The sequence below is a fragment of the Deltaproteobacteria bacterium HGW-Deltaproteobacteria-18 genome (assembly GCA_002841885.1).
In the GTDB taxonomy this organism is placed as follows: Bacteria; Desulfobacterota; Desulfovibrionia; order Desulfovibrionales; family Desulfomicrobiaceae; genus Desulfomicrobium.
In genome coordinates this window covers 1-23,772 of record PHBE01000003.1, presented here as the reverse complement: position 1 = coordinate 23,772, position 23,772 = coordinate 1, and the positions used below count along the sequence as shown (strand labels likewise).

Below are 23,772 nucleotides of genomic sequence, written 5' to 3'. Positions count from 1 at the left end.
TCCCGGCGGCCCGCATCAGGAATTTTCCGGTGTGGGGGAGATGTTGAATTCCGGGGACAGCGTATTGTCCACGACCACGGACTGACCGTTGCGGTACTTGAAGACGCCGGTGCTGACCACGGTCTGACCCGTCGAAAGTCCCCGGGTCACGGCCACGAAATCTCCCCGCCGCTCGCCCAGGGTCACGAACTGCTGCCGCAGCGCGAGGCCTTCCGTGCCGTTCCCCTGCGCCGGCTCGACGATGAAGACCGAATCGCTGTAGGCGGCATAGAGCACCGCAGTGGCTGGAATCAGGACCAGTTCCCGCTTCTCCGGCAGGACCACCTCCACATTGACGAACATGCCCGGCCGCAGGACTTCTGCCGGGTTGGCCAGTTCGGCTTGCATGCGCACAGTGCGGGTGGCGCTGTCGGCCAGCGGCTCCACGACCGAAAGCCGCCCGTCGAGAGTTTGTCCCGGAAGCGCGTCGGTGGTCACACGCACCGTGGCCCCGGGCAGAACCGCTGCAACCTGCTGCTGCGGCAGGGAAAATTCGATATTCACCCGGTCCAGGCGCTGCAGGGAAACTATGACGTCCGAGTCCCCGAGATTCTGCCCCAGGTTGATATGACGGATGCCGAGAACTCCCTGAAAAGGCGCTCGGATGGTCTTTTTGGCGATGACGGCCTTAAGCGCATCCATCTGGGCCAGAATCTGACGGTGTTCGGCCAGGGCCGCGTCATATTCGGACTTGGCCGTGGAGCGCTGGGCCACCAGGGATTCGATGCGCCGCAGGTTGAGGCGGGCCAGATTCTCCGTGGCCTCCAGGGCCCTGAGCCGGGCGGCTTCCTCGGAGATGTCGAGCTGCACAAGCACATCCCCGGCCTTGACCCGGTCCCCGGAGTCGAAGTCGATGCGTACGACCTTGCCCGGAGTCTCGGCGGTCATGGTCACGCCCTGCACGGCGGTGACGGAACCCACGGCGCTGAAAACCGTATCCCACAGGGCGGAATCGGCGTCCACGGTGGAGACCACGGCCGGCGGCATGGAGAATGACTCCCCCTGCGCGATCATGGCCCTGATCTGCATGGCCTTGATCCCGGCAAGGACACCGGCCACGACGGCCACAAGCAAGATGGCGAAAAATACTTTTTTGATCATGACATTCCGGGGCTTGAGTTGAAGCGACCCGCCCAGTGCGGCTGATAAGGGCACTTACATTCAATCCCCCTCATCGTAAAGAACCCGCCCAAACTGCATCGCAATCTTCGTACAGATTAAACGTAATTTGTTTTAAAAAAATACGGATCGATGCGTATCCAAAACGCAAGTCACAATTGACATCACCCCAACGCCGGGGGAAGTACTCCACGTTGACAAAAGGACTTTCGCCATTTCGCATACAAAAACGGACTTCCGGAGGCGACATGAAGACATTCGTTGCGGTTCTCGCGCTGCTGCTTGGAGGATGCGTAGGCATGCCGGACACGGTAAGACCTGTCGACAATTTCCAACTGGAGCGCTATCTTGGCACATGGTATGAAATCGCGCGCCTGGACCACCCCTTCGAGCGGGGCCTCAGCCGGGTGAGCGCCGAATACAGCCTGCGTGAGGATGGCGGGGTTCAAGTCATCAATCGCGGCTATTCCGCCGAAAAGGGGGCGTGGAAGCAGGCCCGGGGAAAGGGCTACTTCGTCCAGGATCCGCAGACCGGCTACCTCAAGGTTTCCTTTTTTGGCCCGTTCTACGGCTCCTACGTCATCTTCGAACTCGACCACGAGGGATACCGCTACGCCGTGGTCAGCGGTCCGGACACCTCGTATCTGTGGATCCTGGCCCGCGAACCTTTCATGGACGAGAGTCTGAAGGCAGACCTCGTGGACCGCGCGGCGAAACGGGGCTTCGACACGGACGGGCTGATCTTCGTCGAACACCCATGAGCCCTGTCCCGGAGGAACACGTCCGACTTTACCATGGCCCCGGCCTGTTCTACAGAAACGAATCAGCAACACCCACACTATCCCCAAATCGCGAGGTGCGCATATGAGCGTTCACGGATTCACCGCTGAGGAACTTTTCGATCTTGTCACCCACGCCCGGGACTTCCTGCTCCTGGACGTCCGTAACCCCGCCGAGTTCGCACGGTTCAAGATCGAGGGGCCCAGTCCCATAGACATGATCAATGTCCCGTACATGGATTTCATCGAACACGAAGACGAATCCGTCGCCAAAGTGCCTAAAGGCAAGCCCATCCGCGCCGTATGCGCCAAGGAAGGCTCGTCCAAATTCGTGACCGAGATTCTCGAAGCCCGGGGATACGAGGACCTTGGCCACCTCCTGGGCGGCATCAAGGCCTGGGGCAACCTGCTGACCCCGGTCCTGATCCACGGCAACGGGTACGAGTTCTACCAGTTCCGCCGCCCCGGCAAGGCCTCCTGCAGCTACGGGCTGATCTTCAATGGGGAGATGGCGGTCTTCGACCCGTCCCGCAACCTCGAGTTCTACACGAAATTCGCGGCGGACCACGGCGCGCGCATCGTCAAGTCCTTCGAGACTCACAAGCAGGCCGACTACATCTCCGGCGGCCCCGCCCTGGCCAGGGAGCACGGGATTGAGATGCTGGGCAACGAGGCTGATTTCGGCGGTGCAGCCTTCCCTTTCACCCCGGTCAAAGACGGCGACGTTTTCCACCTGACCGGCGGGGGACCCGAAATCAAGGCCCTGCACACCCCCGGCCATACGCCCGGGAGCACCTGTTACCTGATAGACGGCAAATACCTCGTCTCCGGCGACACGGTCTTCATCGAGTCCATCGGCCGGCCCGACCTGGGCGGCCAGGCCGAAGCCTGGTCCAGATTCCTGTTCCGCACCTTGAATGACGTCATCAAAAAGCTCCCTCCCACCACGCAGATCCTGCCGGCCCACTGGATGGACTGGAGCGAGGCGAGACCCGACCTGGCCTTTGCCGCCTCCCTGGACGGGGTCATGAAGCGCAACCTCGACATCTTCGCCATGGACAACGCGGCGGACTTCTACGGGTTCATCAAAGACAACATGCGCCCGCAACCGCCCGAATACGCCATCATCCGCGAGATCAACGCGGGCCTGCGCGAGGAGACGCCCGAACAGCAGGAGGTCCTGGACCTGGGCAAGAACGAATGCGCCGCCAGCGCCAGGGCCGCGGCATCGTAGGAATTGCCTCCGGCGAGGAGGGGCGCGGCCCCTGCTCGCCTTTTTGGGGATGAATAAAGGGAGGACGGGGTGATCCGTCCTCCCTTTCGATTTGCCGGCAAAGGGGAAAAGGCTAGAAGCGGTAGGAAATGCCGAAGTCGATGGCGTATTCCGACAGCGTCGTCTCGTAGTCGGTGATGGCCTGGCCCGTATTCGAGCCGGACATGGTCACCTCGGGCGCGTACATGCCGCCCAGGTTGAGCCACAGCTTCTCCATGGGCGACCAGCCCACGCCGGCCGTGAAGTGATGTTCGACCAGCGCCGGGAAGGCTACGTTCTCGAAGGCCTGCTCCTCGTTCAGGGGTGCCTTGCCGTAATTGTAGCCGACGCGGATCTTCCACCGCTCGGGGACGAGGTCGTACTCCGCGCCGATGGCGAAGACCACTTGGTCATCCCAGTTCATGTTGAAGAGCTGGTAGTCCGGCGTGGCCTCGTGCTTGGGCATGCGCGGCTTGTTCTCGCCCATGGTCTGGGCCCAGTTGATCCATTTCAGATCCAGGGCCAGACGCAGGCGGTCCGTGGGGCGGTAGCCAAGGCCGAACACAACCTGCTGGGGCAGCCCCAGATCCAGCTTGTCCTCGCCCAGGGCCGTCTCAAACTCGAAGTCCTCGAACCATTCCTGGCTGATGTAGGCCAGCGACAGGGACCACTGCTGCGAGGGACGCAGGTACGCCCCGATCTGGAACCCGTACCCGAAGCTGACGTCATGATCGTGCTCCTGACCACCTCCCGCCTCGTAACCCATCACCGCCCGGTCGAGATTGAGAGCCACGCCCACGGAGAAACCGTCGCTGATCTTGTAGGACAGGGCCGGCACCACTTTCATCATCTCGAAACTGGTGTAGACCTTCGACCCATACAGCCCCGCTCCGTAATCGACCCCCATCCCGGCCGACCCAAAGGCTGCAAGGCCCAGGCTCAGCCGATCGGAAAGCGGGTAAACAACGCCAAGCGAGGGGATGGTCGATGACGGATAGCCGCTCGACTTGTCCGAATCTCCGACGAAAGCATCCGTCGTCTCGTAATCCGAAGACGGATCAAAATGAGTCACGCCCAGATCGATCATGGCCGGCAGTTCACTCATGGCCGCCGGATTGAGGGTGATGACGAAAGAATCCAGGGGCAGGGCCGAACCCGCTCCGCCCATGGACCGCTGTACGGGTCCAATACCGATCAGCTGCATGCCGTTAGTGGCAAAGGCGACCCCGGACAAGGCCAGAACCAGCAGGACCGCCGCAACCGCGCCCCGCAACAACCCAGATCTGCTTCCCATCCTCCCTCCTTCTTTCGCTTCCAGTTATTTCAACTATTTCACCAGTGCGTCGGCCACCATGGACGACAAAAACTGGATCTCCAGGCCAAGTTTGTAGTGTCTGTTTATATCTCCCAGCTGAGTGTGGCAGTTTTCACATGCAGTGGCTAGTATGGCGTTGTCTGAAGGCGCGCATTTCCCGAGTTTTGCAATCTGCTCGGCCTTGATTTTCGTCGACTTCATTCTGAAATCCAGGGTGTCTTCACCCATGGCAACCAAGCCGCCACCGCCGCCGCAGCACCAGTTGTAGCTGGCCTGCGGGGAAATTTCACGATAGTCCGCGCACAGGCGGTCCAGAATGAAGCGTGGTTCATCCATAACGCCGCCGTTGCGCGCGATCTGGCAGGGATCGTGATACATGACCGGGCGGGCGATGGCCTTTTCACGAACCTTGATGCGTCCGTCTCGAATGTATCTGGCATGCAATTCGGTCACGGAAAACACGGAAAAAGGATGATCCCCCGAGAGTTGCTTCATGACGCGGTAGGCCGTGCCGCACTCGCAGATGACGACCTCCTTGACCTTGAGGCGCAGGGCCTCGTTCACGATGCGGTCCAGGATGAGCTTTGTCTTGGTCGGATCGCCGACAAAGGCGCCGAAATTGACGGCCTCGAAGAAACTCAGCGTCCAGCTCTCCCCGGCCGCGTTGAAAACCGCCGCCGCGGGGACGATGGAGTGGGCTCCGGCCAGGGCCACGTAGAGTACGTCCGCCCCTTCGACCTCCGTCGGAATGGGGCTTCCGGACTCGCTCCTCCAGCGTTCAAGCACCTTGGTCTCCAGGCGCCTGATGCCGTCCAGAAAGCGCGGTTTGAAGGCCTCGACGTTCTGCCCCTTGGTCACGGACATGTCCGCCAGCATGGTCAGGGTCTCGGGCTCGGCACCGGCACCGATGAGCAGCAGCTTGGCGATGGACACGATCTGTTGCGTGTCGATGCCGAAAGGGCAGTAGAGCATGCAGCGGCGGCAGCCCGTGCAGGTGTATGCGGCCTCCTTGAGTTCCTCGATGGCCGTGTCGTCCAGAACTTTGGCCTGCCCCCACCAGGGGAACAGGCGGCCCTGGGTTTTGAAGTATTTCTTGTAGATGCGACGCACCACCTCGGCCCGATGGGCCGGGGAATACCTGTGCAGGGGCAGGGAGGCGTAGGCGTGGCAGGCCGGTGTGCATATGCCGCAGCGGGAGCAGGTCTCGAGATAGACCTCCATGGCACGGGTCAACTTGCCCTCGAAAAGGGCAAGCAGTTTCGAGCGGGTCGATTCGTCCATGGCTACCTCCGCCGCATCATGTTGGCCGGGATGCTCAACACGGCGTGCATCATTTTGGAAAACGGAAAGACCATAATAAAGAGATTGGCGAAAAAGACATGCAGCGCCAGCATGAAGCTGTGCCCCGAACCCGTCACGGCGTCGACGGACGGCTCGAAGTGGACCAGGCTCATGAGATACTCGCGGTATTCGGACACGCCAATGGAGCTGAAATCATATAGCCGCCTGGCCAGATGCATTTCAGACCCGAAGACCACGGCCAGAAGAAGCACGACGAGGAGAAAATAGTCCTCCGGGACCGACAGGTCCTTGGCCGGCGGCGCAAAACGCCTGAACAGCAGGAAAAGCAGACAGAGAAAACCCAGCACACCTACGAAACCCGCACCGAGAAAGACCTCGTGCGGCCAGACCTGCAGCCACGGCATCTCCGCGAACAGTTCCAGATGCCCGAGAACGAGCAGAATGATGCAGGTATGCAGGAGGATGAGGAAAAACCACAGCACGGGGTTGTGCCTGCGGACCATGGGCAGGAAAAACGCGTCGGTCAGGGCGTACAGCCACGCGGGCTCTCTTGCGGGGAATATCTTCAAGCTCGGGGCAAAGGCGGGCCTGCGCACGATCTCGTAGATACGCCAGATCGTGCCCAGAATGAAAACGAATGCCGCGACATAAACCATGGGCACCAGAACGACATAGATCAGGGTTTCCATAACAGAGTCTCCTGCGCGCGGATCTCCGGCGCGCGGAATGCGCGAAAGGCCCGGGCGTATCCCGGGCCTTGTCTCCGCTAGGCCGTACGCTTCACGAAGAAGGTCGCGCCGTCCGCGCCTTCCTCGACCTTGACGATCTCGTTGCCGCTCGACTGGGCCCAGGCCGGAAAATCCGACAGGGCACCGGGATCCGTGGTCTTGGCTTCGATGATCTGCCCCACCTCGACGGTCTTGATCTCCTTGCTGATCTTCACCACGGGCATGGGGCAGGGCAGCCCGCTCAGGTCGATCTTCTTTTCAACCTTGATATCACTCATCTTGATCCTCCTTTGGAATGATTACAGAAACAGTTGCACCTTGCTGTTCTTCGCTTCAGCCAGGAACGTGGCCACTCCGGCGTATTTCAGATCCGGGTAGTCGATCATCTCTTCGCGCTTGAATCCCATGAGATCCATGGACATTTCGCATATGTAGACCTTCACGCCCAGCTGGCCGGCCATGTCGATCATCTCGGGCAGGGAGGCCACGTTCTTCTTTTTCATCAGATCCTTGAGCATGGTCGTTCCCATACCCCCCATGTTCATCTTGGACAGGGTGGCCTTGCCAGCGCCCTTGGGGAGCATCCAGCCGAACATGGAGCTCATCAGATCCTTGCCGGTCACGGTCTTGTCCGGCTTGCGGAACAGGGGCGTGCCCCAGAAGGTCAGGAAAATGACCGCCTCCATGCCCATGGCAACCGAGCCCGTGGCGATGATGAGGGCTGCCAGAGCCTTGTCCAGATCGCCGCTGAAAAGGACCATCGAAAGCTTGTCTTCCTGGACGGAGCGTTTCACCCCGGCAAATTCCTTGCGCAGAGCATCGAGTTGCTCCTGCAGCTGCTGCATATCGCTCATTCGGTTATCCTCCATGTCTTATCTGTTGGACGAACTAAAAACCCGTACACAATCCGCTTCATTCACTGCCGGACGAAAACTCCGCTCCCAAGGGAGAGACCGCGTCCATGGACACTTTCAGCATGGCCAGGGCGGAGAGCATTTCGATCCGCTGGCTCTCGGAAAGCCTCGCCAGTATTGCGGCATTGACCGCCTGGACATGCCCGCGGGCCGCGTCCCACTTCTCCTTTCCCAGCGGAGTCAGGCTGAAGAGAATCACCCGGGAATCCCCAGGGTCGGGCGTACGCTGGAGAAAGCCTTTTTTCTCCAGGCCGTCGACGATCTTGGTCACCCGACTTTTGACCACCCCCAGAGCCGCGGCCAGATCCCGGGACGTCATGTAACGCTGATTCTCGAAATTGCGCAGACAGCGCAGCTCCGCCTCGCTAACGCCGAAAAATTCGCACTGCGCACGAAAACGTTCATGGCAGCGTCTATTCAATTCATCCATAATAGACTGAAATTTATCAATCTCTATAGACAAACCCAGAGAGGACTGTTTTTTTTCATTCATACTGTGAACAATACCTCACCCATGTATTTTGGTCAATACCGCATAAAAAATTTCCGTGTCAACAAGGGGGTTTCACCCCGGATTGCCGGGCACGGTTATCCGACGACGCCTTAAAAAATCACTGGCCCTCCCAAGGCCAAAATGCATATTGTAACAGCAACGGCGGCAACCTAAAATAATACGCCCGCCGGGCATCAGGAGCACGGGGTATGAACGGATCTTGTTTCGAAGAAGCGAATTTGCTGAATGTCTGTCGGGAAAGCATCGACTACCAGGGCATTGTCAGACACATCAACGACGGTGTGGTCATTCTGCGCGAGGGCAACATCATCTTCACCAACGGGGCGTTCTGTGAAATCGTCGGCGCCGAACTGAAAGGACTGTTGGGCAGACCGTTTGCGGATTTCGTCATTCCTGACGACCGGGATCGCGTCGTTCGGCACTGCGTCGATAAGCTCTACACCTCCGATCTCTCGGACCGGATCGAATTTTCCATCTCAAGGCCCGGGGAAGACGCCATCCTGGAGATGAAGCTTACCGTGGTCGATTGCGGAGGCGCGCCGGCCATTCTCGCCGCCATCACGGACATAACCGAGCGCCGCAAAACCCGCATCGAACTGCAGCGTCTGAAGGACCGCCTGGAGAGCATCCTGCACGCCCTGAACGACGTGGTCGTGTCCATCTCCCCCACGGACCATTCAATCCTGGCCATCAACCCCGCGGCAGAGGCCCTCTACGGAATCCCCAGGCGCGCCTTCAACGCCGGTGAAATGCAGCTCATGCATTTCGTCCACCCCGAAGACCGGGAAGCTGTGAGCAAATACTACCGCGCCCTGGTGGACGACGAGTTCGGGGAAATGCAGTACCGCATCATCAGCAGCAACGGGCGTATCAAGTGGGTCCACGATGAAGGACATCTGGTCTACTGCACCACCAGGTCCATCCGCCGCCTCGATCACGTCATCCGTGACATCACCGAGCAAAAGGAGGCGCTGGACGCCCTGACCCGCAGCGAGGAAAAATATCGCGACTTTTTCCAGAGCACCAAGGACATGGCCTACTCCGTGACTCCGGACGGGACCTTCATCGACATCAACGAGGCCGGCATCCAGATGCTGGGCTTTTCCAGCCGCGAAGAGGCCCTGGCCAGCAACCTCAGGAATTTTTACGAAAACCTGTCCGAACGCGCCGATCTGCTGGCCCAGATCAATGAAGAGGGGTTCGTCACGGACAAGCACGTCCGTTTCCGCCTCAAGGACGGAAGATCCATCGAGGTGGCCATCACTGCCCGGGCCAAGAACGATGAATCCGGATACCTGCTCTACTACGAAGGCATCGCGCACAACATCACCCAGGCCATGGAAGACCAGCGCAACCGGGTGCTCAGAAACGCCGCCGGGGGCATGTGCCACTATCTGAACACGCACCTCATGCACATCGTCAACGCCAAGGACGGCATCCGGGAAGAGATCGAAAGCCTGGACGAGGCAGCAAGAGCCCTGCCCGAAAACGCCAGGGAGACATGGACAGCCGCCGCCTCTTCCCTGCACGCCTACTGCGAAGGGCTCGACCTTGCCTATCGCAAGATCACGGCCGTGACCAAGGCCTTCAACTCCGCCTTCCTGACCTACAAGGAGGAATCCTATCTGGACAAGGCCATCCTGGACATCTTCAATTCCTGCCTGGGGGACCCGCTGGAGTGCACCGCGCCAAAACTCCCGGCCAGAAAAGAGGATGCGCATGAATGACGCACGCGGCGGCCTTGCCCTGCCGCCACTGGTGAGCGGGGCATGCACGTCCTGAACTGGCTCGGCCTGCTGCTCCTGGCCGCCCTGGCGCTGGGCGCGGCCGGTCATGCGCTGCTGCGCAAAAGCGACTCCCGCTCGGCTCTGGGCTGGATCGGCGTATGCCTGACTTTTCCCCTGGCCGGCCCCATCCTGTACATCCTCTTCGGCGTGAACCGGGTCCGGCGCAGCGCCTCGCGCATGCGCAAGGAGGTCGACGCCCTGTCCGACAACGTCCCCCCGGACGTCCCGTCGTACCCGAGCGCGGCCATCAACCCAACGGTTTTGCACCACGCATTCCAGCGCCTGGAGCGCGTCGGGCACAACATTCTGGGTACGGAACTGGTCGGGGGCAACTGCGTGGAGCCTCTGTTCAACGGAGACGAAGCCTATCCGGTCATGCTGCGGGCCATGGAAGACGCCAGGCACAGCATTTATCTGACCACCTACATCCTCGACACCGACAGCCTTGGCCTCAAGTTCGTCGACGCCCTGGCCCGGGCCGTGCATCGCGGGGTGGACGTGCGGGTACTCATCGACGGGGTAGGCGAGAAGTATTCCTGGCCCTTGGCCTCCCGGCTGCTCGCAAAAAAAGGCGTGCCAACCGCCCTCTTCATCCCGCCCCGCCTCTTTCCCCCCGACCTGCACTTCAACCTGCGCAATCACCGCAAGGTCCTGGTCATCGACGGCAGCCTGGGGTTTACCGGCGGAATGAACATAAGCCAGAAGCATGTGCTCGAGGCAAAACCGCCCTGGCCGGTCAAGGATCTGCATTTCATCGTGCACGGGCCGGTGGCCAACCTGTTGCAGGACACCTTTGTCGATGACTGGCTTTTCGCGACCAAGGAACGCATCCATCCGCCCGTCCTCTTCACCGAACCGACCGGCGACTGCCTGTGCCGCACCGTTGTAGACGGACCCAATCTCGAAGACGATTATCTGAAGACACTGCTCACCGGGATCATCTCCGCGGCCACGTCGAGCATCAGGATCATGACCCCGTACTTTCTCCCACCGAGCACGTTCCTGAGCGCCCTGAAGTCGGCCCGGTATCGCGGAGTCACGGTCGAAATCCTGCTGCCGGGCCGCAACAACATCCCCTTCGTGCACTGGGCCTGCAGCCACATCCTCGCAGAGCTGCTGCGCGCCGGAATCAGCGTCTCCTTGCAGCCCGCGCCCTTCGATCACACCAAGCTCATGCTCGTGGACGGCTGTTACGTGCACCTTGGTTCAGCAAACCTGGACAGCCGCAGCCTGCGCCTCAATTTCGAGCTGACCCTGGAGGTCCTGGACCAGCACCTGGCCATCCAGCTGACGCGGCATTTCGACACCATCATGGCCAGGAGCCGTCCGGTGACCCTTCAGGAACTCCGAGGACGCTCACTGCCAGTGCGGTTGCGGGACGCCTTTTTCTGGCTCTTCTCCCCGTATCTTTAGCCTGCCAACGCATGGTGGACGCGCCCCTTGCGACAGACCTTTGGACTGCGACCGGATTTGACTTTGACGCGCACGCCGCGAGTACTTATGGATAGTCCATTCCCAATAAAGATTCACAATCAAGAGGAGAAGCTCCGTGAACAAGGAATTCACCGTATCCGCCACCTGTCCCGAGTGCGGACATCGCACCGAGGCGCAGCACACAAAAGAGGCCATGCAGGAAGCGTTCGGAAACGATGCAAACATCAAGATACTGTGCGCCCATTGTCAGGCCAGTTTTGAACAGCCGGTGGGCTTGGCCTGCGCGGAGTGGGACGAGTACTGTCATGAAATTCCCCTGCCCGCCGACGTCTAGGGCGTAAACTTCATAAACCACGGAAAAAAAATGATTTTCGTCGTGACCAAATGCGCGAATTGTCCGTTACTGAGCTATGTGGAAGGTCAACGTGTCTGCAATGTCGGTCCTCCAAGCCAGCGTCCCATCGCCGAGGAAGACGAGCGCCCCACGTGGTGCAGAATGCGCAAGGAACAGATAATTATCCGGGATTTCAAGTAGTCGTCAGCCGGGTGTACTTTCGTCTTTCCTGTTGAAGTGTAGTCCCCTATCTGCTAAAGAGGCCGCTAGTGTTGACTTGACGGGGAAGGATGCCGACTCTGATTGACAAAAATAGTCCTTCCCCATAGGGGGAGTCTTTGCAAACTCTTTTTCCGGAAGGAAAAATTTTGAGGAACAACATCTAAGGAGGAATTGAGCATGGCAATGATCGAATTCAAGGGTAAAAGTTTCGAGATCGATGAAGACGGTTTTCTGCTGAAGTTTGAAGACTGGGGTCCGGAATGGGCTGAATACGTCAAGGAGAGCGAAGGCATTTCCGAAATCACTGAAGCTCACCAGCAGATCCTCGACTTCCTGCAGGACTACTACAAGAAGAACGGTATTGCCCCCATGGTCCGTATTCTTTCCAAGTCCACCGGCTACAAGCTGAAGCAGATCTACGAACTTTTCCCCTCCGGCCCCGGCAAAGGCGCCTGCAAAATGGCCGGCCTGCCCAAGCCCACCGGCTGCGTTTAATTCAGCTGTTTTTCCAAAAAAAGCCCTGCTCACGCAGGGTTTTTTTTATGCTTTTCTTGGCGAGTCCGACACGCACGGATCAACCTCCTGTACGCCCGTAAATCCCAGCCAGAAACTGCATTCTTTCAGCCAGTCCCTTCGTGACCATATCCGGCCGCAGGCGCCATCCCCAATTGCCCCCCGCAACTCCCGGCATGTTCATCCGTCCGTCCGCACCAAGATTCAGATAATCCTGCATGGGAATGATGCAGAGGGCGGCCACGCTACCGAGCGCCATTCGGATCAAGGCATCCGCCGCGTTGTCCGCATGAACATGACGTCCCGCGTAGGCGCTAAAACGGTCCCGCCCCTCATCATCGAGCTCGTCTGAAAACCAGCCCCGAATGGTGCTATTGTCGTGAGTGCCGGTGTAGACCGCGCTTTGCACGGGGATGTTGTGCGGAATGTAGGCGTTCTTCCCCATGTCCGACGAAAATGCGAATTGCAGAATCTTCATTCCCGGAAATCCGAACTCGCTCATGAGTTCAACCACGTCTTCGGTGATGACGCCCAGGTCCTCGGCCAGGATGGACAAGTCCGACACGCGCGCCTTCATTGCGTTGAAAAAACGGGCTCCCGGACCGGGAATCCAGAGCCCGTTTTCCGCGGTGGGCTCACAGGCCGGTACCTGCCAGAATCCGCAAAAACCCCGGAAATGATCGAGCCGGATCATGCTGAAGCGATCATTCTCGTGCCGCAGCCGGTTGGCCCACCATGAAAAACCGTCCTTTTCCTGAAAAGCCCAGTCATAGACGGGGTTGCCCCACATCTGCCCGGTCTCGGAAAAATAATCCGGAGGAGCGCCGGCACAATAGATGGGCCGGCCTTCACGGTCGAGCTCGAACAGCTCCCGGTGAGCCCAGACGTCACTGCTGTCGAGGCTGACATAGATGGGCACATCCCCAAGCAGGGACACCCCGCGCGTGTCGGCGTAATCGCGCAGATTTTCCCAGTGCAGGCTGAACAGGTACTGAAAATACCGTTCCCGCAGGATGTCGTATCCCAGCCGTTCGCGGGCCAGCTCCAGAGCGCCAGGCTCACGCAGACGCAGTCCGCGCGGCCAGCTCAGCCATGGCGCCCCTCTGTGCTCGCGCTTCAGAGCAGCGAACAGGCAGTAGTCGTCAAGCCAAAAGTTCGCTTTGCGGCAGAAGGCGGCAAAGCCCGAGTCCGCGCGCAAGCCGGGAAACGCATTGTCAAAGGCCTGCTCCAGGATTTTCTCCCGCCATGCTGCCGCCGCCCCGTAGTCCACCCGATCCAGGGGAAAGACGGGCGGCGATTCCACGTCCCTGGGCCGGAGAAGCCCCTGGCGCACCAGCAGCTCGGGGCTTATGAAAAGCGTGTTCCCGGCAAAGGCCGAGTAGCTGCTGTACGGAGAATTGCCCGCTCCGGCGTTGATGGGCGCAAGGGGAAGCATCTGCCACACTGCCTGTCCGCCGTCGGCCAGGAAATCGATGAATTCATGAGCGCGGGGACCAAAATCACCAACCCCGTGCCGATTTGGCAGGGATGAGACATGCAGCAACACCCCGCATCTTCGCGCAAGATTCATTCGCCACCCTCCGCCGACTGGAAAAAGAGCACGCTCAAGGGGGGAAGGAGCAGATTCACGGAGTAGGCGAAACCGTGAACGGGAATGGGCTCGGCCCGGACCTGCCCCATGTTGCCCGCCCCGCTGCCTCCGTAGATGCTGCTGTCGGAATTGAGGAGCTCGCGCCATGTGCCGCCCGTGTCCACACCCACGGCATAGTTCTCGCGTGGCACCGGGGTAAAGTTGCAGACCACCAGGACCGCCCGCCCCTCCTTGTCCTTGCGGAAAAAGCTCAGCACGCTTTGGTCGGAATCATTGCAGTTCTCCCAGGCGAACCCCTCCGGGCTGAAGTCAAGCTCATGCAGGGCTCCGCATTCCCGATAAACCCGGTTCAGGTCCCGGACCCAGGCGCGGATTCCGTCATGGGCTGGAAAATTCAGCAGATCCCAATCCAAAGAGAGATCATGGTTCCACTCCCGCCATTGGCCGAATTCCGCCCCCATGAAGAGCAGCTTTTTGCCCGGCAACCCATACATGTACCCGAACAGGGCCCGCAGCCCGGCCATCTTCTGCCAGTAATCCCCCGGCATCTTCGACAGCAGCGACTTCTTTCCGTAGACGACCTCGTCGTGGGAAAGCGGCAGGACAAAATTTTCGGAGTAGGCGTACCACAAGGCAAAGGTGAGCAGGTTGTGGTGGAATTTGCGGAAGATCGGATCAAGCTCCATGTACGTCAGCGAGTCGTTCATCCAGCCCATGTTCCACTTGAGTCCGAAACCCAGACCGCCCAGATAGACGGGCTTTGACACCATGGGCCAGGAGGTGGATTCCTCGGCGATGGTCTGCACGTCGGGGAATTCCTCGTAGATGGCCTTGTTGAGTTCCTGCAGTAGCTCGATGGCGGCCAGATTCTCGCGCCCTCCGTAGCGGTTGGGAACCCATTCGTCATGCGGGCGCGAATAATCCAGGTACAACATCGAAGCCACTCCATCGACGCGCAATCCGTCGAGGTGGAATTCGCGAATCCAGTACATGGCGTTGCAGATGAGAAATCCGGCCACCTCGTAGCGGCCGTAGTTGAAGATGGCGCTCTTCCATTCCGGGTGAAAACCCTGCCGCGGATCCGCGTGCTCGAACAGAGCCGTCCCATCGAAGTTGGCCAGTCCGTGAACATCCGTAGGGAAATGCCCAGGCACCCAGTCAAGGATGACTCCGATCCCCTCGCGGTGCAGGACATCGACCATGTATCGAAAATCCTGCGGACAGCCGTAACGGCTGGAGGGCGCAAAATACCCCGTGCTCTGATATCCCCAGGAGCCATAAAAGGGATGCTCCGCCACGGGCATGATTTCCACGTGGGTGAAACCCGCATCCTTGACGTAAGCCGCCAGATCGTGAGCCATGCGGCGATAGCCGATGAAATTCCCGTGCTCGTCGCGCCGCCAGGAGCCAAGATGCAGCTCGTAAATGCTCCATGGGCTGTCAAGCGCGTTGCGTTCAAACCTGGTCTGCATCCAGTCCCCGTCCTCCCAGACGTAGTCCAGATCCCAGATAATGGAACCCGTGGCCGGCGGTTCCTCGCAAAAAAGGGCAAAGGGATCTGCCCGCTCCCCTTCTCCGCCGGGCCAGGAAAGATAGTATTTGTAACGTTGACCATGCCGCGCCTCGGGCACGAAGCATTCCCACACTCCGGAGCTGTCCGCGCGCATGCTCATGGGCGCAGCAGCGCGGTCCCAGGCATTGAAGTCCCCGATTACCGAGACGAAAGAGGCATTGGGTGCCCAGACCACGAAACGTGTTCCCGCCGATTTCGGGCCCAAGGATTCGGGGTGTGCGCCAAAATGCTCATAAAGGCGGGTATGCCGCCCCTGCTTGAAGAGATATGTGTCGAGATCGCCGAGACTGTGCCGTGCATCCATGAATAACCTCCGATGATTCTGGATGTCACGATAGGGAAGAGAGAGGTCTATTGGCAAGGGCGGATGGGGATTGGACATAAAAAAAGCGCGGTCAAAGCCGCGCTTAAAAAATCCAGCAAGGAAGCTATTCTAATGATGGCCTTCCTTCATGCCTTCCTTGATGCGGTAAATCGCGGCGATGACTATGGCCGCAAGATACGTAAAAATCCCGATGACCCCGATGAAGCCCTGCACCGTACTGTGCAGCATGTTCCCAAAAAGCTCACCCAGCATGACTCCCTCCTCGTAACGTGTCCCAGAAATTCGTATGTGGAACTTTTCACAACCATATCTTGACCAAAAAAGTCAAGGAAAAACGCCGCTCACGCTCCCGGCCCAGTCAGCGGCGGCAACCGGGCAGGACCCTATAGTTCGTGAAAGAACGTATCCCGCTCCACCGGGGTAAAGCCCGTGGCGGCGATGGTCTCGACCAGTTCGGAGATGGTCATGCCCTTGGGCGAGTCGGCACCAGCCGCATGCCCGATCTTCTCTTCCACGATGGTGCCGTCGAAATCATCAGCTCCGGCCCACAGCGCCATCTGTGCGGCCTTGATGCCGGAAAACGCCCAGTAGGCCTTGATGTGCGGAATATTGTCCAGAAAGAGACGCGCCACGGAAATGGTGCGCAGGTATTCCTCGCCCGTGGGGCCAGCAGCACTCAGAGCGTTGTTCTGCGGCTGATAGGCCAGGGGGATGAAGACGATGAAACCGGGCTTTTCGTCCTCTGCGGCACGCAGGCGTTCCATGTGATGGATGCGGTCTTCCCATGATTCGATGTGCCCGAAAAGCATGGTGGAATTGGTCTTCATGCCCATATCGTGGGCCAGCCCGTGAATGTACAGCCAGCGATCGGCGGTGACCTTTTCCGGACACAACTGCTCGCGCATGGCAGGAGAAAAGACCTCGGCTCCACCACCGGGCAAGGCGTCCAGACCCACGGCCTTCATCTCGCGAAGCACGGTGACCTCGTCCGTGCCCAGGGTGTCGGCGAAGTGGGCTACCTCCACGGCGGTGAAGGCCTTGACCACGGCCTGGGGCCGCACTTCCTTGCACAGGGCCAAAAGGTCGAGGTAGTACTGATAAGGCAGGTCCGGATTCAGGCCGCCTGTGATGTGGATCTCGCGGATGGGCTCATGGAGGCGGTCCGTGAGGCGCTTTCTGGCCTCTTCAAGCGAGTAGGTGTATCCCCCTTCCTCCCCGGCCTTCTTGAAAAATGCGCAGAAGCGGCACTGATTGCGGCACACGTTGGTATAGTTCAGGTGCTGGTTGTAGACGTAATAGGCCTTGTCGCCATGCCGTGCCCGGCGCTGCTTCAGGGCCGCCTCGCCCAGCTCGTGCACCGAGGCATTGCGGGCAATCTCCAGGGCGAACTCCGGCTCTATGCGCTCTCCTGCCTTCAACGTGGCCAGCCGCTTTTTGGCGGCACTGTCGAGTCTGCTTTCAATCATCTTCAGGGTCCTTAAAAAAAACGAGGCCGCACCCTTACGGATGCAGCCTCGCGTCATACTGGGATAACGGGCACGAAGCTGCCGTCAGGCTATTCTTCTTCGGTCCCGGCTTCGGTCTCGACGTCGGTCTCGACACCGTTTTCGGCATTCTCTTCCATCTTCTGACGGATCATGTCGCCGAGGTTGCTGCCGGTCATGGAACCGCTCTGGGTGGTGCGGAATTCACCGGCCCCGCCAGTGCGCTTGCGCTCAGGCTCCTGAGCCTTGAGGGACAGGCCCAGACGGCGCTCGTCGGCGCTGACGTGGATGACCTTGGCCTCGATGGAGTCGCCTTCGTTGAAGGCTTCCTTGGGGCTCTTGATCTTCTTCTTGCTCATTTCGCTGACGTGAACCAGACCTTCGATGCCTTCCTCGACCTCAACAAACAGACCGAAATCCGTGATGTTAGTGATGGTTCCGGTCAGCATGGTGCCCACAGGGTAGCGGTTGGGCACGTCCAGCCACGGATCGTCGGCCAGCTGCTTGATACCCAGGGTGAACTTCTCGTTCTCCTTGTCCACGGTCAGAACCTTGGCCCGGACAACGTCGCCCACCTTGTAGAGTTCGTTGGGGTGACGGATCTTCTTGGTCCAGGACAGGTCGGACACGTGAATGAGGCCGTCGATGCCGTCCTCGATGCCGATGAACAGACCGAATTCGGTGATGTTCTTGACGCTGGCTTCAAGGATGGTGCCCTCGGGGTACTTCTCGGCCACCAGATCCCAGGGATTGGGAGCGACCTGCTTCATGCCGAGGGAGATGCGCTTGCGGTCCACGTCGACGCCGAGGATGATGACATCCACTTCGTCGCCGGGGCGGACCATCTGGGAGGGATGACGCAGCTTGCGGGTCCAGGACATCTCGGAGATGTGCACAAGGCCCTCAACGCCGGCTTCCAGCTCCACGAACGCACCGTAGTCAACCAGGTTGGTGACCTTGCCGGCGAGCTTGTAGCCCTCGGGGTATTTTTCGGAGATATTGGCCCAGGGGTCCATGACCAGCTGCTTCAGACCAAGGGAAACCTTCTTTTCGTCCTTGTCGAAGGAAAGAACCTTCAGGGTCAGCTCGTCGCCCAGCTGGACCATTTCCTTGGGATGCTTGATGCGCTTCCAGGACATGTCGGTGATGTGCAGCAGGCCGTCGAGACCGCCGAGGTCGATGAACACGCCGTATTCGGTGATGTTCTTGACCACGCCGCTGACGGACTGGCCCTCTTCGAGGGTGGTCAGCAATTCGCCGCGCTTGCGGTCACGATCTTCCTCAAGAAGCACACGACGGGAAACAATAACGTTGCTGCGGCGGCGATTGATCTTCAGCACGCGAAATTCGAAATCCTGGTTGACCAGCGCGTCCATGTCCGGAACCGGACGCAGATCGACGTGGGAGCCGGGCAGGAAGGCCTCGATTCCCTTGATTTCAACAACATAACCGCCCTTGATGCGGCGCACGATGCGGCCGACCACGACATCGCCGGAGTCGAGCAGTTTTTCCAGTTCGTCCAGGACCTGCATGCGCTTGGCTTTTTCCCTGGACAGGACGATGGAGCCTTCACGCTCATTTTTGCGGACAACATATACGTCGACTGTGTCGCCAACTTTTACCGTCACCTGGCCGTTTTCCATGAACTCATCGAGTGGAATCTGACCCTCGGACTTGAAATTGACATCCACGAGAATGTAGCTGTCATCAATCTTCACGACCTCGCCCGAAACGATCACTCCCTCTTCGATGTCACCGAAATCGGAGTTGAGATAGTTCTCGAGTTGAGACTCAAAATCCATCTCCATGTCGAAATCATTCATGGACTCTGGCGTGGTTTGAGTGTTGTTCATATGTTTACCCCCTAACAAAATAAATTTGGGCAGTCCTAGCAGAGTGAATCTACCTTGACAACCAGAATAATCTCCGGAAAAATATCCTTTTATTGCACATAATACACCGAGATCAAAAATTAATTTGGCGGCAAATGCACTTTATGCCCCTGCCGGTACTTACGCCAGGGCCACCAAATCATACGTCTTGACCTCCTCAATTACGGCCCGGACCATCTTGCCGGGCGCAACCATCTCGCCGCTGACATAGGTGATTCCGTCCACCTCGGGAGCCTGGAACCAGGCCCGGCCTTCGTAAAGTCCCGGCCACTCTTCATGAGCCCGGTCCACCAGTACGTCAAGCTCCTGGCCCTCGAATCCGGCGAGCAGGTCCTCGCTGATTTCGACCTGCATTTGCATGATGCGGTCCCGGCGCTCTTCCTTGACCTCGTCGGGCAGCTGATCCGGCAGAAGCGCCGCTTCGGACCCATCCTCGGCGTAGTAGGGAAAAACTCCCAGGTGCATGAAGCGCGCCTCGCGAACAAACGACTCCAGCGCCAGAAAACGTTCCTCGGTTTCTCCGGGGTAGCCGACTATGAAGGTCGTGCGCAGCGCCGCTTCGGGGAAAAATTCGCGGACCTGCTCCACAACAGCCCGGGGATCGCGCTGAAAAGGACGCCCCATGGAAGCCAGGATGTCCGGATGGGCGTGCTGCAGGGGAATGTCGAAATAGGGAATGAAGGGCTTGCCCAGCTCGGAAAGAAAACGCAGCAATTCGCCGTCGAGCCCGGCCGGGTAAAGATACATGAGGCGCATCCACTCGAGCCCTTTCAGAGGCGCAAGCTTTTCAAGCAGGCCTCGCAAGGCCTTTTGCCCCCGGTCCCGACCATAGGCGGTCACGTCCTGGGCGATGAGCACCAGCTCCTTGCGTCCCTGGTCCAGGCAACGCCGCGCATCGTCGAGAATCAACGCCTCGTCGCGGCTGACCAGCGGCCCACGAATGGAGGGGATGGTGCAGAAACGACAGCGGTTGTCGCACCCTTCGGCGATCTTGAGGTAGGCAAAGCTCTGGGGCGTGGTCAGAAGCCGCGCTGCCGTGAATCCGCCAAGAGCGGACTCAAGCCCCGGATGCACGTCCTCCCGCTGCGCCGCAAGCTCCCGCAAGCGCTGACCAAGTTCCCTTTGGCGACCGATTTCCAAAAAAAGATCCACTTCCGGCAACTCGCCGCGCAGGTCCTGCCCGTAACGAGAGACCAGACAACCCGTGACCACGAGGCTGGGCCGGGGATCGAGGTCGGCCAGGCGCTGCGCCATGTCGAGAATAACCTGAAGGGACTCGCTGACAGCGGGCTCGATGAAGCCGCAGGTGTTGATCAGCACCACGTCCGCGCCCTCGGGCTCGGCGGCGTTGACGAAAGACGAGCCGAACCCGCCCAGCATCCACTCCGTGTCCACCTGATTCTTGGGGCAGCCCAGGCTGATGGTATGTATATGCACTTGTTTCATTGTTCCTCCAATTCCAGGGCAATGTCCGTCTCGGACCAGAAATTTACATTTTCCCTAACGATGCCAAGCCGGGCCAGCGCCTCGGCATTGACCCGGCCATGCCCCCAAAGCTCGCCGCCAAGGCGTGAGGGCAGAAAAATCTTCGTCACCCGCCCGGTCAGACCGGCGAGTCTTTCCTCCAGCAATAGCCTCAATGCCAGGGAGCGTGCCATGTTGCCAAAAGCCGGATGCCAGGGGCCGGCCACGAGGCGTTCGAGCAGTCCAGGTTCTCCGGCAAGGCCCAGGCGGATGACCCGCACTCCCGCCTTCCAGAACTCCAGCAGGGCCCGGCCGCTCTCTTCCACGGCCACATCCAGCGGCCAGGGCGCGTATTCACCCCGAAGGAGCATGTCCGCAAGGCCCGTACCCCGCACCACCACGCACGGATAGATGCGCACCACATCCGGAGCCAGGGCCAGGGCCTTGCGCACATCCTCCCGCCACAAGGGAGCGTCATGTCCCGGCAGTCCGGGCAGGAGCTGAATGCCAAGCTCAAGGCCGGCCTCCCGGACCATGGCGCAGGCCCTTTCGGCCACAGCCCCGTCATAGCCCCTCCCGCTCGCCTCCAGCACTGAGGAGGAAAACGTCTGCACGCCAAGCTCGATCATGGACACGCCGCTGGCTCGCAGCCATCTGAGGGATTCGGGGTCCACCCGGTCGGGGCGCGTGGAGACGCGCAGATGGACCAGACCGCCAGGTCCCGTAAAATCCGCCGCGAGCCCCAGAAAACGTTCCTGCCAGACACGCCCAAGGCCCGTGAAAGTGCCTCCGAAAAAACCCAGCCCGAAAGAGCGCCCCTCTTCCCGGGCCAGGCGCTCGCGCAAATCCCCCAGGGCATCTTCAAGGCGGATATTCTCAAGTCCGGTCTGGGCATGCTGATCGCAGAAAACGCAACGACTGGGACAACCGGCAAAAGGCAGAAAAACCGGGAGAAGCCTGAGCCTTTCTTGCAGCGGTTCGGGGTGGGAAAAACGATGCCTCAAAATTTTTGTCATATTGGCCAAAAAGAAAAAAAAACAAGCTGTTAGGCTTGAAAAAAAAACCCACGTTGGATATTGCACATTTAAGAATAATCATTTCAAGCGGCAACTTACGACCATTCTTCCAAAAAACGCTTTTATTTCAGGAAGATAGACATACCGTCATCCGGGAGTTTCCCGGACCAGGAGGACTGATGAGCAACAGTACGCTGACAAAAGCAGAAATTGTCGACAACATTTACGAAAAGTCGGAGCGAAACCGTGCCGAGGTCAAGGCGCAGGTTGAAACCATGCTCGACATTATGAAGGAAGCGGTCAAAAAAGACCACTCCCTTCTCATCAGCGGATTCGGCAAGTTCGAAGCCTACGAAAAAGATGCGCGCAAGGGCCGCAACCCCCAGACCAGTGAATCCATAATCCTGTCCGAGCGCAAGGTTGTCGTCTTCCGCATTTCGCGCAAGCTGCGAGCCGAGCTTAATCCGCAATAATAAAGCACCCCGGGCTTTCTTTGGTCAAGCGCAGCCGCATCGATTCCGCTTCGCCCAGGCTGGAGAAAGCCCCGACCTGCACCCGCCAGAACGTAGTGCCGTGCAACTCGCCTTTCGCAACCCTGGTGCCCGCATAACCACGGGAAACAAGACGTGATTTGAGTCTGCGCGCATTTTCCTCGACCACGAACGCCCCATACTGCACATAAAAAGGCCCGACGTACTGAATGCGCTGCCCGGCAATGGTCTGCAAACTGACCCGCGCCGTGCCCGGACCGACAACGCCCAGCACGCTCGCCGCCGCATAGGACAGATCGATGATGCGGTTGCCCACGAACGGCCCGCGGTCGTTTACCCGCACTTCGGTCGTGCGCCCGTTGTCCAGGTTCCTGACCACCAGACGCGTATGCATGGGCAGGATACGATGCGCGGCCGTCATCTGGTACATGTCGTAGCGCTCGCCGTTGGCGGTTTTCTTGCCGTGAAAATCCGAACCGTACCAGGAGGCGACCCCTGTCTCGGAGTATCCGTCTGCGGATCCCAGCGGATAATAGGTCTGCCCGAGCACCGTGTAGGGCTTGTATGTTCCCCCCTTGCCCGTGGACGCGGGTGGCGGGGTCTTCTTTGACGGGGCCGGGGGAATGCTGATTCCGGGGACATACTTCGAACCGCATCCGCTCAGGCCTGCACACAATAGCGCGATGACCAGCAACGCGCCCAGCCATCCGCAAATACTGTGTCCCCTCAACATACCCGGGATCATTCAGCGTTCATCCTTACGACAAGGGTAATATCTTCGCAGGCTCCGGCCAGAATTTCACGAACCTCGGAGGGAGTGGCGGAGGATTCGTTCCATTCGCAATTGCACTCGCCAAGGTCGATCTCCTGATCGTCCACGTATTGGAGCACAGACTGGGCAGAGACCACAACCCCGCGCTTCAGGACCGGCTTGAAGCAGTCCAGCGCCACGAAATTGAACATCTTGACCACGGCCACGCCACCCTTGCTTTTCTCATCGTCATGTCGGCTGACCAGATCGGGGCGAAAGGCCCGGATGGGACTCGACCGGCGCAGGGCGATACCGCAAAGGCCCGGCATGGTCCCGCTCATGCCCAATTCGTCACCGTCGCCGACAAGCTCCTCGCGCCATTCATCAACGGGCGCGTTGTTCAGAAAAAGCCCCGGCACGCTGTTGGTCGCATACTGCAAATCCATGCCGAGAATCTCGGTCATGAAATCACGCACACTGACCGCCTGTTCCAGAAATACGCCCACACCTCGTCTCAGCAAGCCGTGCCAGATCCTGGCGGAAGTTTCAGGAATTGTAAGAACCAGTCGATTCGATGCAGCACAAGTTATGCCTTCCATGACACAAACCCCCTTTTTTCTTGACTTTCCATGAAGACTGTCTGCTATCATGCCTATAAAAGCAAGTTCAACACGCGCAAATGCGCTCAACCTTCAAGGAGTCTTCATGAAAATCCTACGCATCAATACCAGGACCAAGAGCTTCAAGTTTGAGGAACTCGGCGAGTTGGCCGGTCTGGGAGGTCGCGCCCTGACCTCAAGAGTGGTCAATAAGGAAGTCCCGGCAAACTGTCACCCGCTTTCCGCCGAAAACAAGCTGATTTTCGCGGCCGGCGTGCTCGCCCCGACCAATGCTGCCAACTCCGGCCGCATCTCCGTCGGTGCCAAGTCGCCC

Annotated in this window: 23 protein-coding genes; 8 read left to right on the top strand and 15 right to left on the bottom strand. The window is 59.2% G+C overall.

Features of this window, described 5'->3' with window-relative positions; translation table 11 throughout:
• Window positions 1–15: 15 nt before the first annotated feature.
• Window positions 16–1,140 carry an efflux transporter periplasmic adaptor subunit gene (locus CVU60_03475; protein ID PKN42865.1) on the bottom strand — a complete coding sequence of 375 codons (1,125 nt, stop codon included), beginning with the start codon at window positions 1,138–1,140 and terminating at the stop codon, window positions 16–18.
• Window positions 1,141–1,406: 266 nt separating this feature from the next.
• On the opposite strand from CVU60_03475, the gene CVU60_03470 reads away from it, so the two are divergent.
• Together CVU60_03470 and CVU60_03465 are read left to right on the top strand one after the other, a co-directional pair.
• A complete protein-coding gene (locus CVU60_03470) occupies window positions 1,407–1,919 on the top strand; it encodes a lipocalin (protein PKN42864.1) in 513 nt (170 codons plus the stop codon).
• Window positions 1,920–2,022: 103 nt separating this feature from the next.
• Window positions 2,023–3,171: a rhodanese gene (locus CVU60_03465; GenBank protein ID PKN42863.1), complete on the top strand. Its 1,149-nt coding sequence runs from the start codon at window positions 2,023–2,025 to the stop codon at window positions 3,169–3,171.
• A gap of 112 nt (window positions 3,172–3,283) precedes the next feature.
• Here CVU60_03465 and CVU60_03460 read toward each other — a convergent pair whose 3' ends face one another.
• From CVU60_03460 to CVU60_03435, 6 genes are all read right to left on the bottom strand, one after another.
• A complete protein-coding gene (locus tag CVU60_03460) occupies window positions 3,284–4,483 on the bottom strand; it encodes an aromatic hydrocarbon degradation protein (protein ID PKN42862.1) in 1,200 nt (399 codons plus the stop codon).
• Between the two features lie 33 nt (window positions 4,484–4,516).
• Window positions 4,517–5,785, bottom strand: coding sequence for a hypothetical protein (locus CVU60_03455; protein ID PKN42861.1), 1,269 nt, complete (start codon window positions 5,783–5,785; stop codon window positions 4,517–4,519).
• A 2-nt stretch (window positions 5,786–5,787) separates the two neighbouring features.
• Window positions 5,788–6,495, bottom strand: a complete 708-nt coding sequence (locus CVU60_03450; GenBank protein PKN42860.1) for a hypothetical protein — start codon at window positions 6,493–6,495, stop codon at window positions 5,788–5,790.
• 77 nt (window positions 6,496–6,572) lie between these two features.
• Window positions 6,573–6,812 carry a response regulator SirA gene (locus CVU60_03445; protein ID PKN42859.1) on the bottom strand — a complete coding sequence of 80 codons (240 nt, stop codon included), beginning with the start codon at window positions 6,810–6,812 and terminating at the stop codon, window positions 6,573–6,575.
• A gap of 21 nt (window positions 6,813–6,833) precedes the next feature.
• Window positions 6,834–7,403, bottom strand: a complete 570-nt coding sequence (locus CVU60_03440; protein PKN42858.1) for an NADH dehydrogenase FAD-containing subunit — start codon at window positions 7,401–7,403, stop codon at window positions 6,834–6,836.
• A gap of 43 nt (window positions 7,404–7,446) precedes the next feature.
• The gene (locus tag CVU60_03435; protein PKN42857.1) at window positions 7,447–7,941 is read right to left on the bottom strand and encodes a hypothetical protein; all 495 of its coding nucleotides are present in this window, start codon (window positions 7,939–7,941) and stop codon (window positions 7,447–7,449) included.
• A gap of 209 nt (window positions 7,942–8,150) precedes the next feature.
• Here CVU60_03435 and CVU60_03430 point away from each other — a divergent pair, with 209 nt between their 5' ends.
• The 4 genes from CVU60_03430 to CVU60_03415 all read left to right on the top strand — a co-directional run bounded on the left by CVU60_03430 (window position 8,151) and on the right by CVU60_03415 (window position 12,234).
• Window positions 8,151–9,689: a histidine kinase gene (locus CVU60_03430; protein ID PKN42856.1), complete on the top strand. Its 1,539-nt coding sequence runs from the start codon at window positions 8,151–8,153 to the stop codon at window positions 9,687–9,689.
• Between the two features lie 42 nt (window positions 9,690–9,731).
• Window positions 9,732–11,162: a cardiolipin synthase gene (locus CVU60_03425; GenBank protein ID PKN42855.1), complete on the top strand. Its 1,431-nt coding sequence runs from the start codon at window positions 9,732–9,734 to the stop codon at window positions 11,160–11,162.
• A gap of 136 nt (window positions 11,163–11,298) precedes the next feature.
• Complete coding sequence (locus tag CVU60_03420) at window positions 11,299–11,517, top strand: hypothetical protein (protein PKN42854.1); 219 nt, start codon at window positions 11,299–11,301, stop codon at window positions 11,515–11,517.
• Window positions 11,518–11,916: 399 nt separating this feature from the next.
• Entirely contained in the window at window positions 11,917–12,234 is a 318-nt protein-coding gene (locus CVU60_03415) for a sulfite reductase (GenBank protein ID PKN42853.1), read from the top strand.
• Window positions 12,235–12,313: 79 nt separating this feature from the next.
• Here CVU60_03415 and malQ read toward each other — a convergent pair whose 3' ends face one another.
• The 6 genes from malQ to CVU60_03385 all read right to left on the bottom strand — a co-directional run bounded on the left by malQ (window position 12,314) and on the right by CVU60_03385 (window position 21,597).
• Window positions 12,314–13,822, bottom strand: coding sequence for a 4-alpha-glucanotransferase (gene malQ, locus CVU60_03410; GenBank protein PKN42852.1), 1,509 nt, complete (start codon window positions 13,820–13,822; stop codon window positions 12,314–12,316).
• Window positions 13,819–15,720, bottom strand: a complete 1,902-nt coding sequence (locus tag CVU60_03405; protein ID PKN42851.1) for a 1,4-alpha-glucan branching enzyme — start codon at window positions 15,718–15,720, stop codon at window positions 13,819–13,821. Before CVU60_03405 ends, malQ begins: the two co-directional genes overlap by 4 nt.
• A 404-nt stretch (window positions 15,721–16,124) precedes the next feature.
• The gene (locus tag CVU60_03400; protein ID PKN42850.1) at window positions 16,125–17,207 is read right to left on the bottom strand and encodes an aminofutalosine synthase MqnE; all 1,083 of its coding nucleotides are present in this window, start codon (window positions 17,205–17,207) and stop codon (window positions 16,125–16,127) included.
• 89 nt (window positions 17,208–17,296) lie between these two features.
• Window positions 17,297–19,078: a 30S ribosomal protein S1 gene (locus CVU60_03395; protein ID PKN42849.1), complete on the bottom strand. Its 1,782-nt coding sequence runs from the start codon at window positions 19,076–19,078 to the stop codon at window positions 17,297–17,299.
• 159 nt (window positions 19,079–19,237) lie between these two features.
• Entirely contained in the window at window positions 19,238–20,563 is a 1,326-nt protein-coding gene (rimO, locus tag CVU60_03390; GenBank protein ID PKN42848.1) for a 30S ribosomal protein S12 methylthiotransferase RimO, read from the bottom strand.
• The gene (locus CVU60_03385; GenBank protein ID PKN42847.1) at window positions 20,560–21,597 is read right to left on the bottom strand and encodes a radical SAM protein; all 1,038 of its coding nucleotides are present in this window, start codon (window positions 21,595–21,597) and stop codon (window positions 20,560–20,562) included. The genes rimO and CVU60_03385 overlap by 4 nt, the downstream gene beginning before the upstream one ends.
• 179 nt (window positions 21,598–21,776) lie before the next feature.
• On the opposite strand from CVU60_03385, the gene CVU60_03380 reads away from it, so the two are divergent.
• Complete coding sequence (locus CVU60_03380) at window positions 21,777–22,070, top strand: integration host factor subunit alpha (GenBank protein PKN42846.1); 294 nt, start codon at window positions 21,777–21,779, stop codon at window positions 22,068–22,070.
• Here the strand turns inward: CVU60_03380 and CVU60_03375 are convergent.
• On the bottom strand, window positions 22,057–22,833 hold the full coding sequence (locus CVU60_03375; GenBank protein ID PKN42845.1) for a septal ring lytic transglycosylase RlpA family lipoprotein: 777 nt from the start codon (window positions 22,831–22,833) through the stop codon (window positions 22,057–22,059). The genes CVU60_03380 and CVU60_03375 overlap by 14 nt on opposite strands.
• Window positions 22,830–23,345 carry a hypothetical protein gene (locus CVU60_03370; GenBank protein PKN42844.1) on the bottom strand — a complete coding sequence of 172 codons (516 nt, stop codon included), beginning with the start codon at window positions 23,343–23,345 and terminating at the stop codon, window positions 22,830–22,832. Before CVU60_03370 ends, CVU60_03375 begins: the two co-directional genes overlap by 4 nt.
• A gap of 199 nt (window positions 23,346–23,544) precedes the next feature.
• On the opposite strand from CVU60_03370, the gene CVU60_03365 reads away from it, so the two are divergent.
• Window positions 23,545–23,772: aldehyde ferredoxin oxidoreductase (locus CVU60_03365; GenBank protein PKN42843.1), on the top strand; the 228-nt coding region annotated here is incomplete at its 3' end.

Coding starts and splice junctions, on each gene's coding strand:
- CVU60_03460 (PKN42862.1), bottom strand. CDS start 4,483: ATGGGAAGCAGATCTGGGTTGTTGCGGGGCGCGGTTGCGGCGGTCCTG.
- CVU60_03400 (PKN42850.1), bottom strand. CDS start 17,207: ATGATTGAAAGCAGACTCGACAGTGCCGCCAAAAAGCGGCTGGCCACG.
- CVU60_03475 (PKN42865.1), bottom strand. CDS start 1,140: ATGATCAAAAAAGTATTTTTCGCCATCTTGCTTGTGGCCGTCGTGGCC.
- rimO (PKN42848.1), bottom strand. CDS start 20,563: ATGAAACAAGTGCATATACATACCATCAGCCTGGGCTGCCCCAAGAAT.
- CVU60_03380 (PKN42846.1), top strand. CDS start 21,777: ATGAGCAACAGTACGCTGACAAAAGCAGAAATTGTCGACAACATTTAC.
- CVU60_03455 (PKN42861.1), bottom strand. CDS start 5,785: ATGGACGAATCGACCCGCTCGAAACTGCTTGCCCTTTTCGAGGGCAAG.
- CVU60_03415 (PKN42853.1), top strand. CDS start 11,917: ATGGCAATGATCGAATTCAAGGGTAAAAGTTTCGAGATCGATGAAGAC.
- CVU60_03405 (PKN42851.1), bottom strand. CDS start 15,720: ATGGATGCACGGCACAGTCTCGGCGATCTCGACACATATCTCTTCAAG.
- CVU60_03435 (PKN42857.1), bottom strand. CDS start 7,941: ATGAATGAAAAAAAACAGTCCTCTCTGGGTTTGTCTATAGAGATTGAT.
- CVU60_03395 (PKN42849.1), bottom strand. CDS start 19,078: ATGAACAACACTCAAACCACGCCAGAGTCCATGAATGATTTCGACATG.
- CVU60_03465 (PKN42863.1), top strand. CDS start 2,023: ATGAGCGTTCACGGATTCACCGCTGAGGAACTTTTCGATCTTGTCACC.
- CVU60_03425 (PKN42855.1), top strand. CDS start 9,732: ATGCACGTCCTGAACTGGCTCGGCCTGCTGCTCCTGGCCGCCCTGGCG.
- CVU60_03445 (PKN42859.1), bottom strand. CDS start 6,812: ATGAGTGATATCAAGGTTGAAAAGAAGATCGACCTGAGCGGGCTGCCC.
- CVU60_03375 (PKN42845.1), bottom strand. CDS start 22,833: ATGATCCCGGGTATGTTGAGGGGACACAGTATTTGCGGATGGCTGGGC.
- malQ (PKN42852.1), bottom strand. CDS start 13,822: ATGAATCTTGCGCGAAGATGCGGGGTGTTGCTGCATGTCTCATCCCTG.
- CVU60_03450 (PKN42860.1), bottom strand. CDS start 6,495: ATGGAAACCCTGATCTATGTCGTTCTGGTGCCCATGGTTTATGTCGCG.
- CVU60_03385 (PKN42847.1), bottom strand. CDS start 21,597: ATGACAAAAATTTTGAGGCATCGTTTTTCCCACCCCGAACCGCTGCAA.
- CVU60_03440 (PKN42858.1), bottom strand. CDS start 7,403: ATGGAGGATAACCGAATGAGCGATATGCAGCAGCTGCAGGAGCAACTC.
- CVU60_03470 (PKN42864.1), top strand. CDS start 1,407: ATGAAGACATTCGTTGCGGTTCTCGCGCTGCTGCTTGGAGGATGCGTA.
- CVU60_03430 (PKN42856.1), top strand. CDS start 8,151: ATGAACGGATCTTGTTTCGAAGAAGCGAATTTGCTGAATGTCTGTCGG.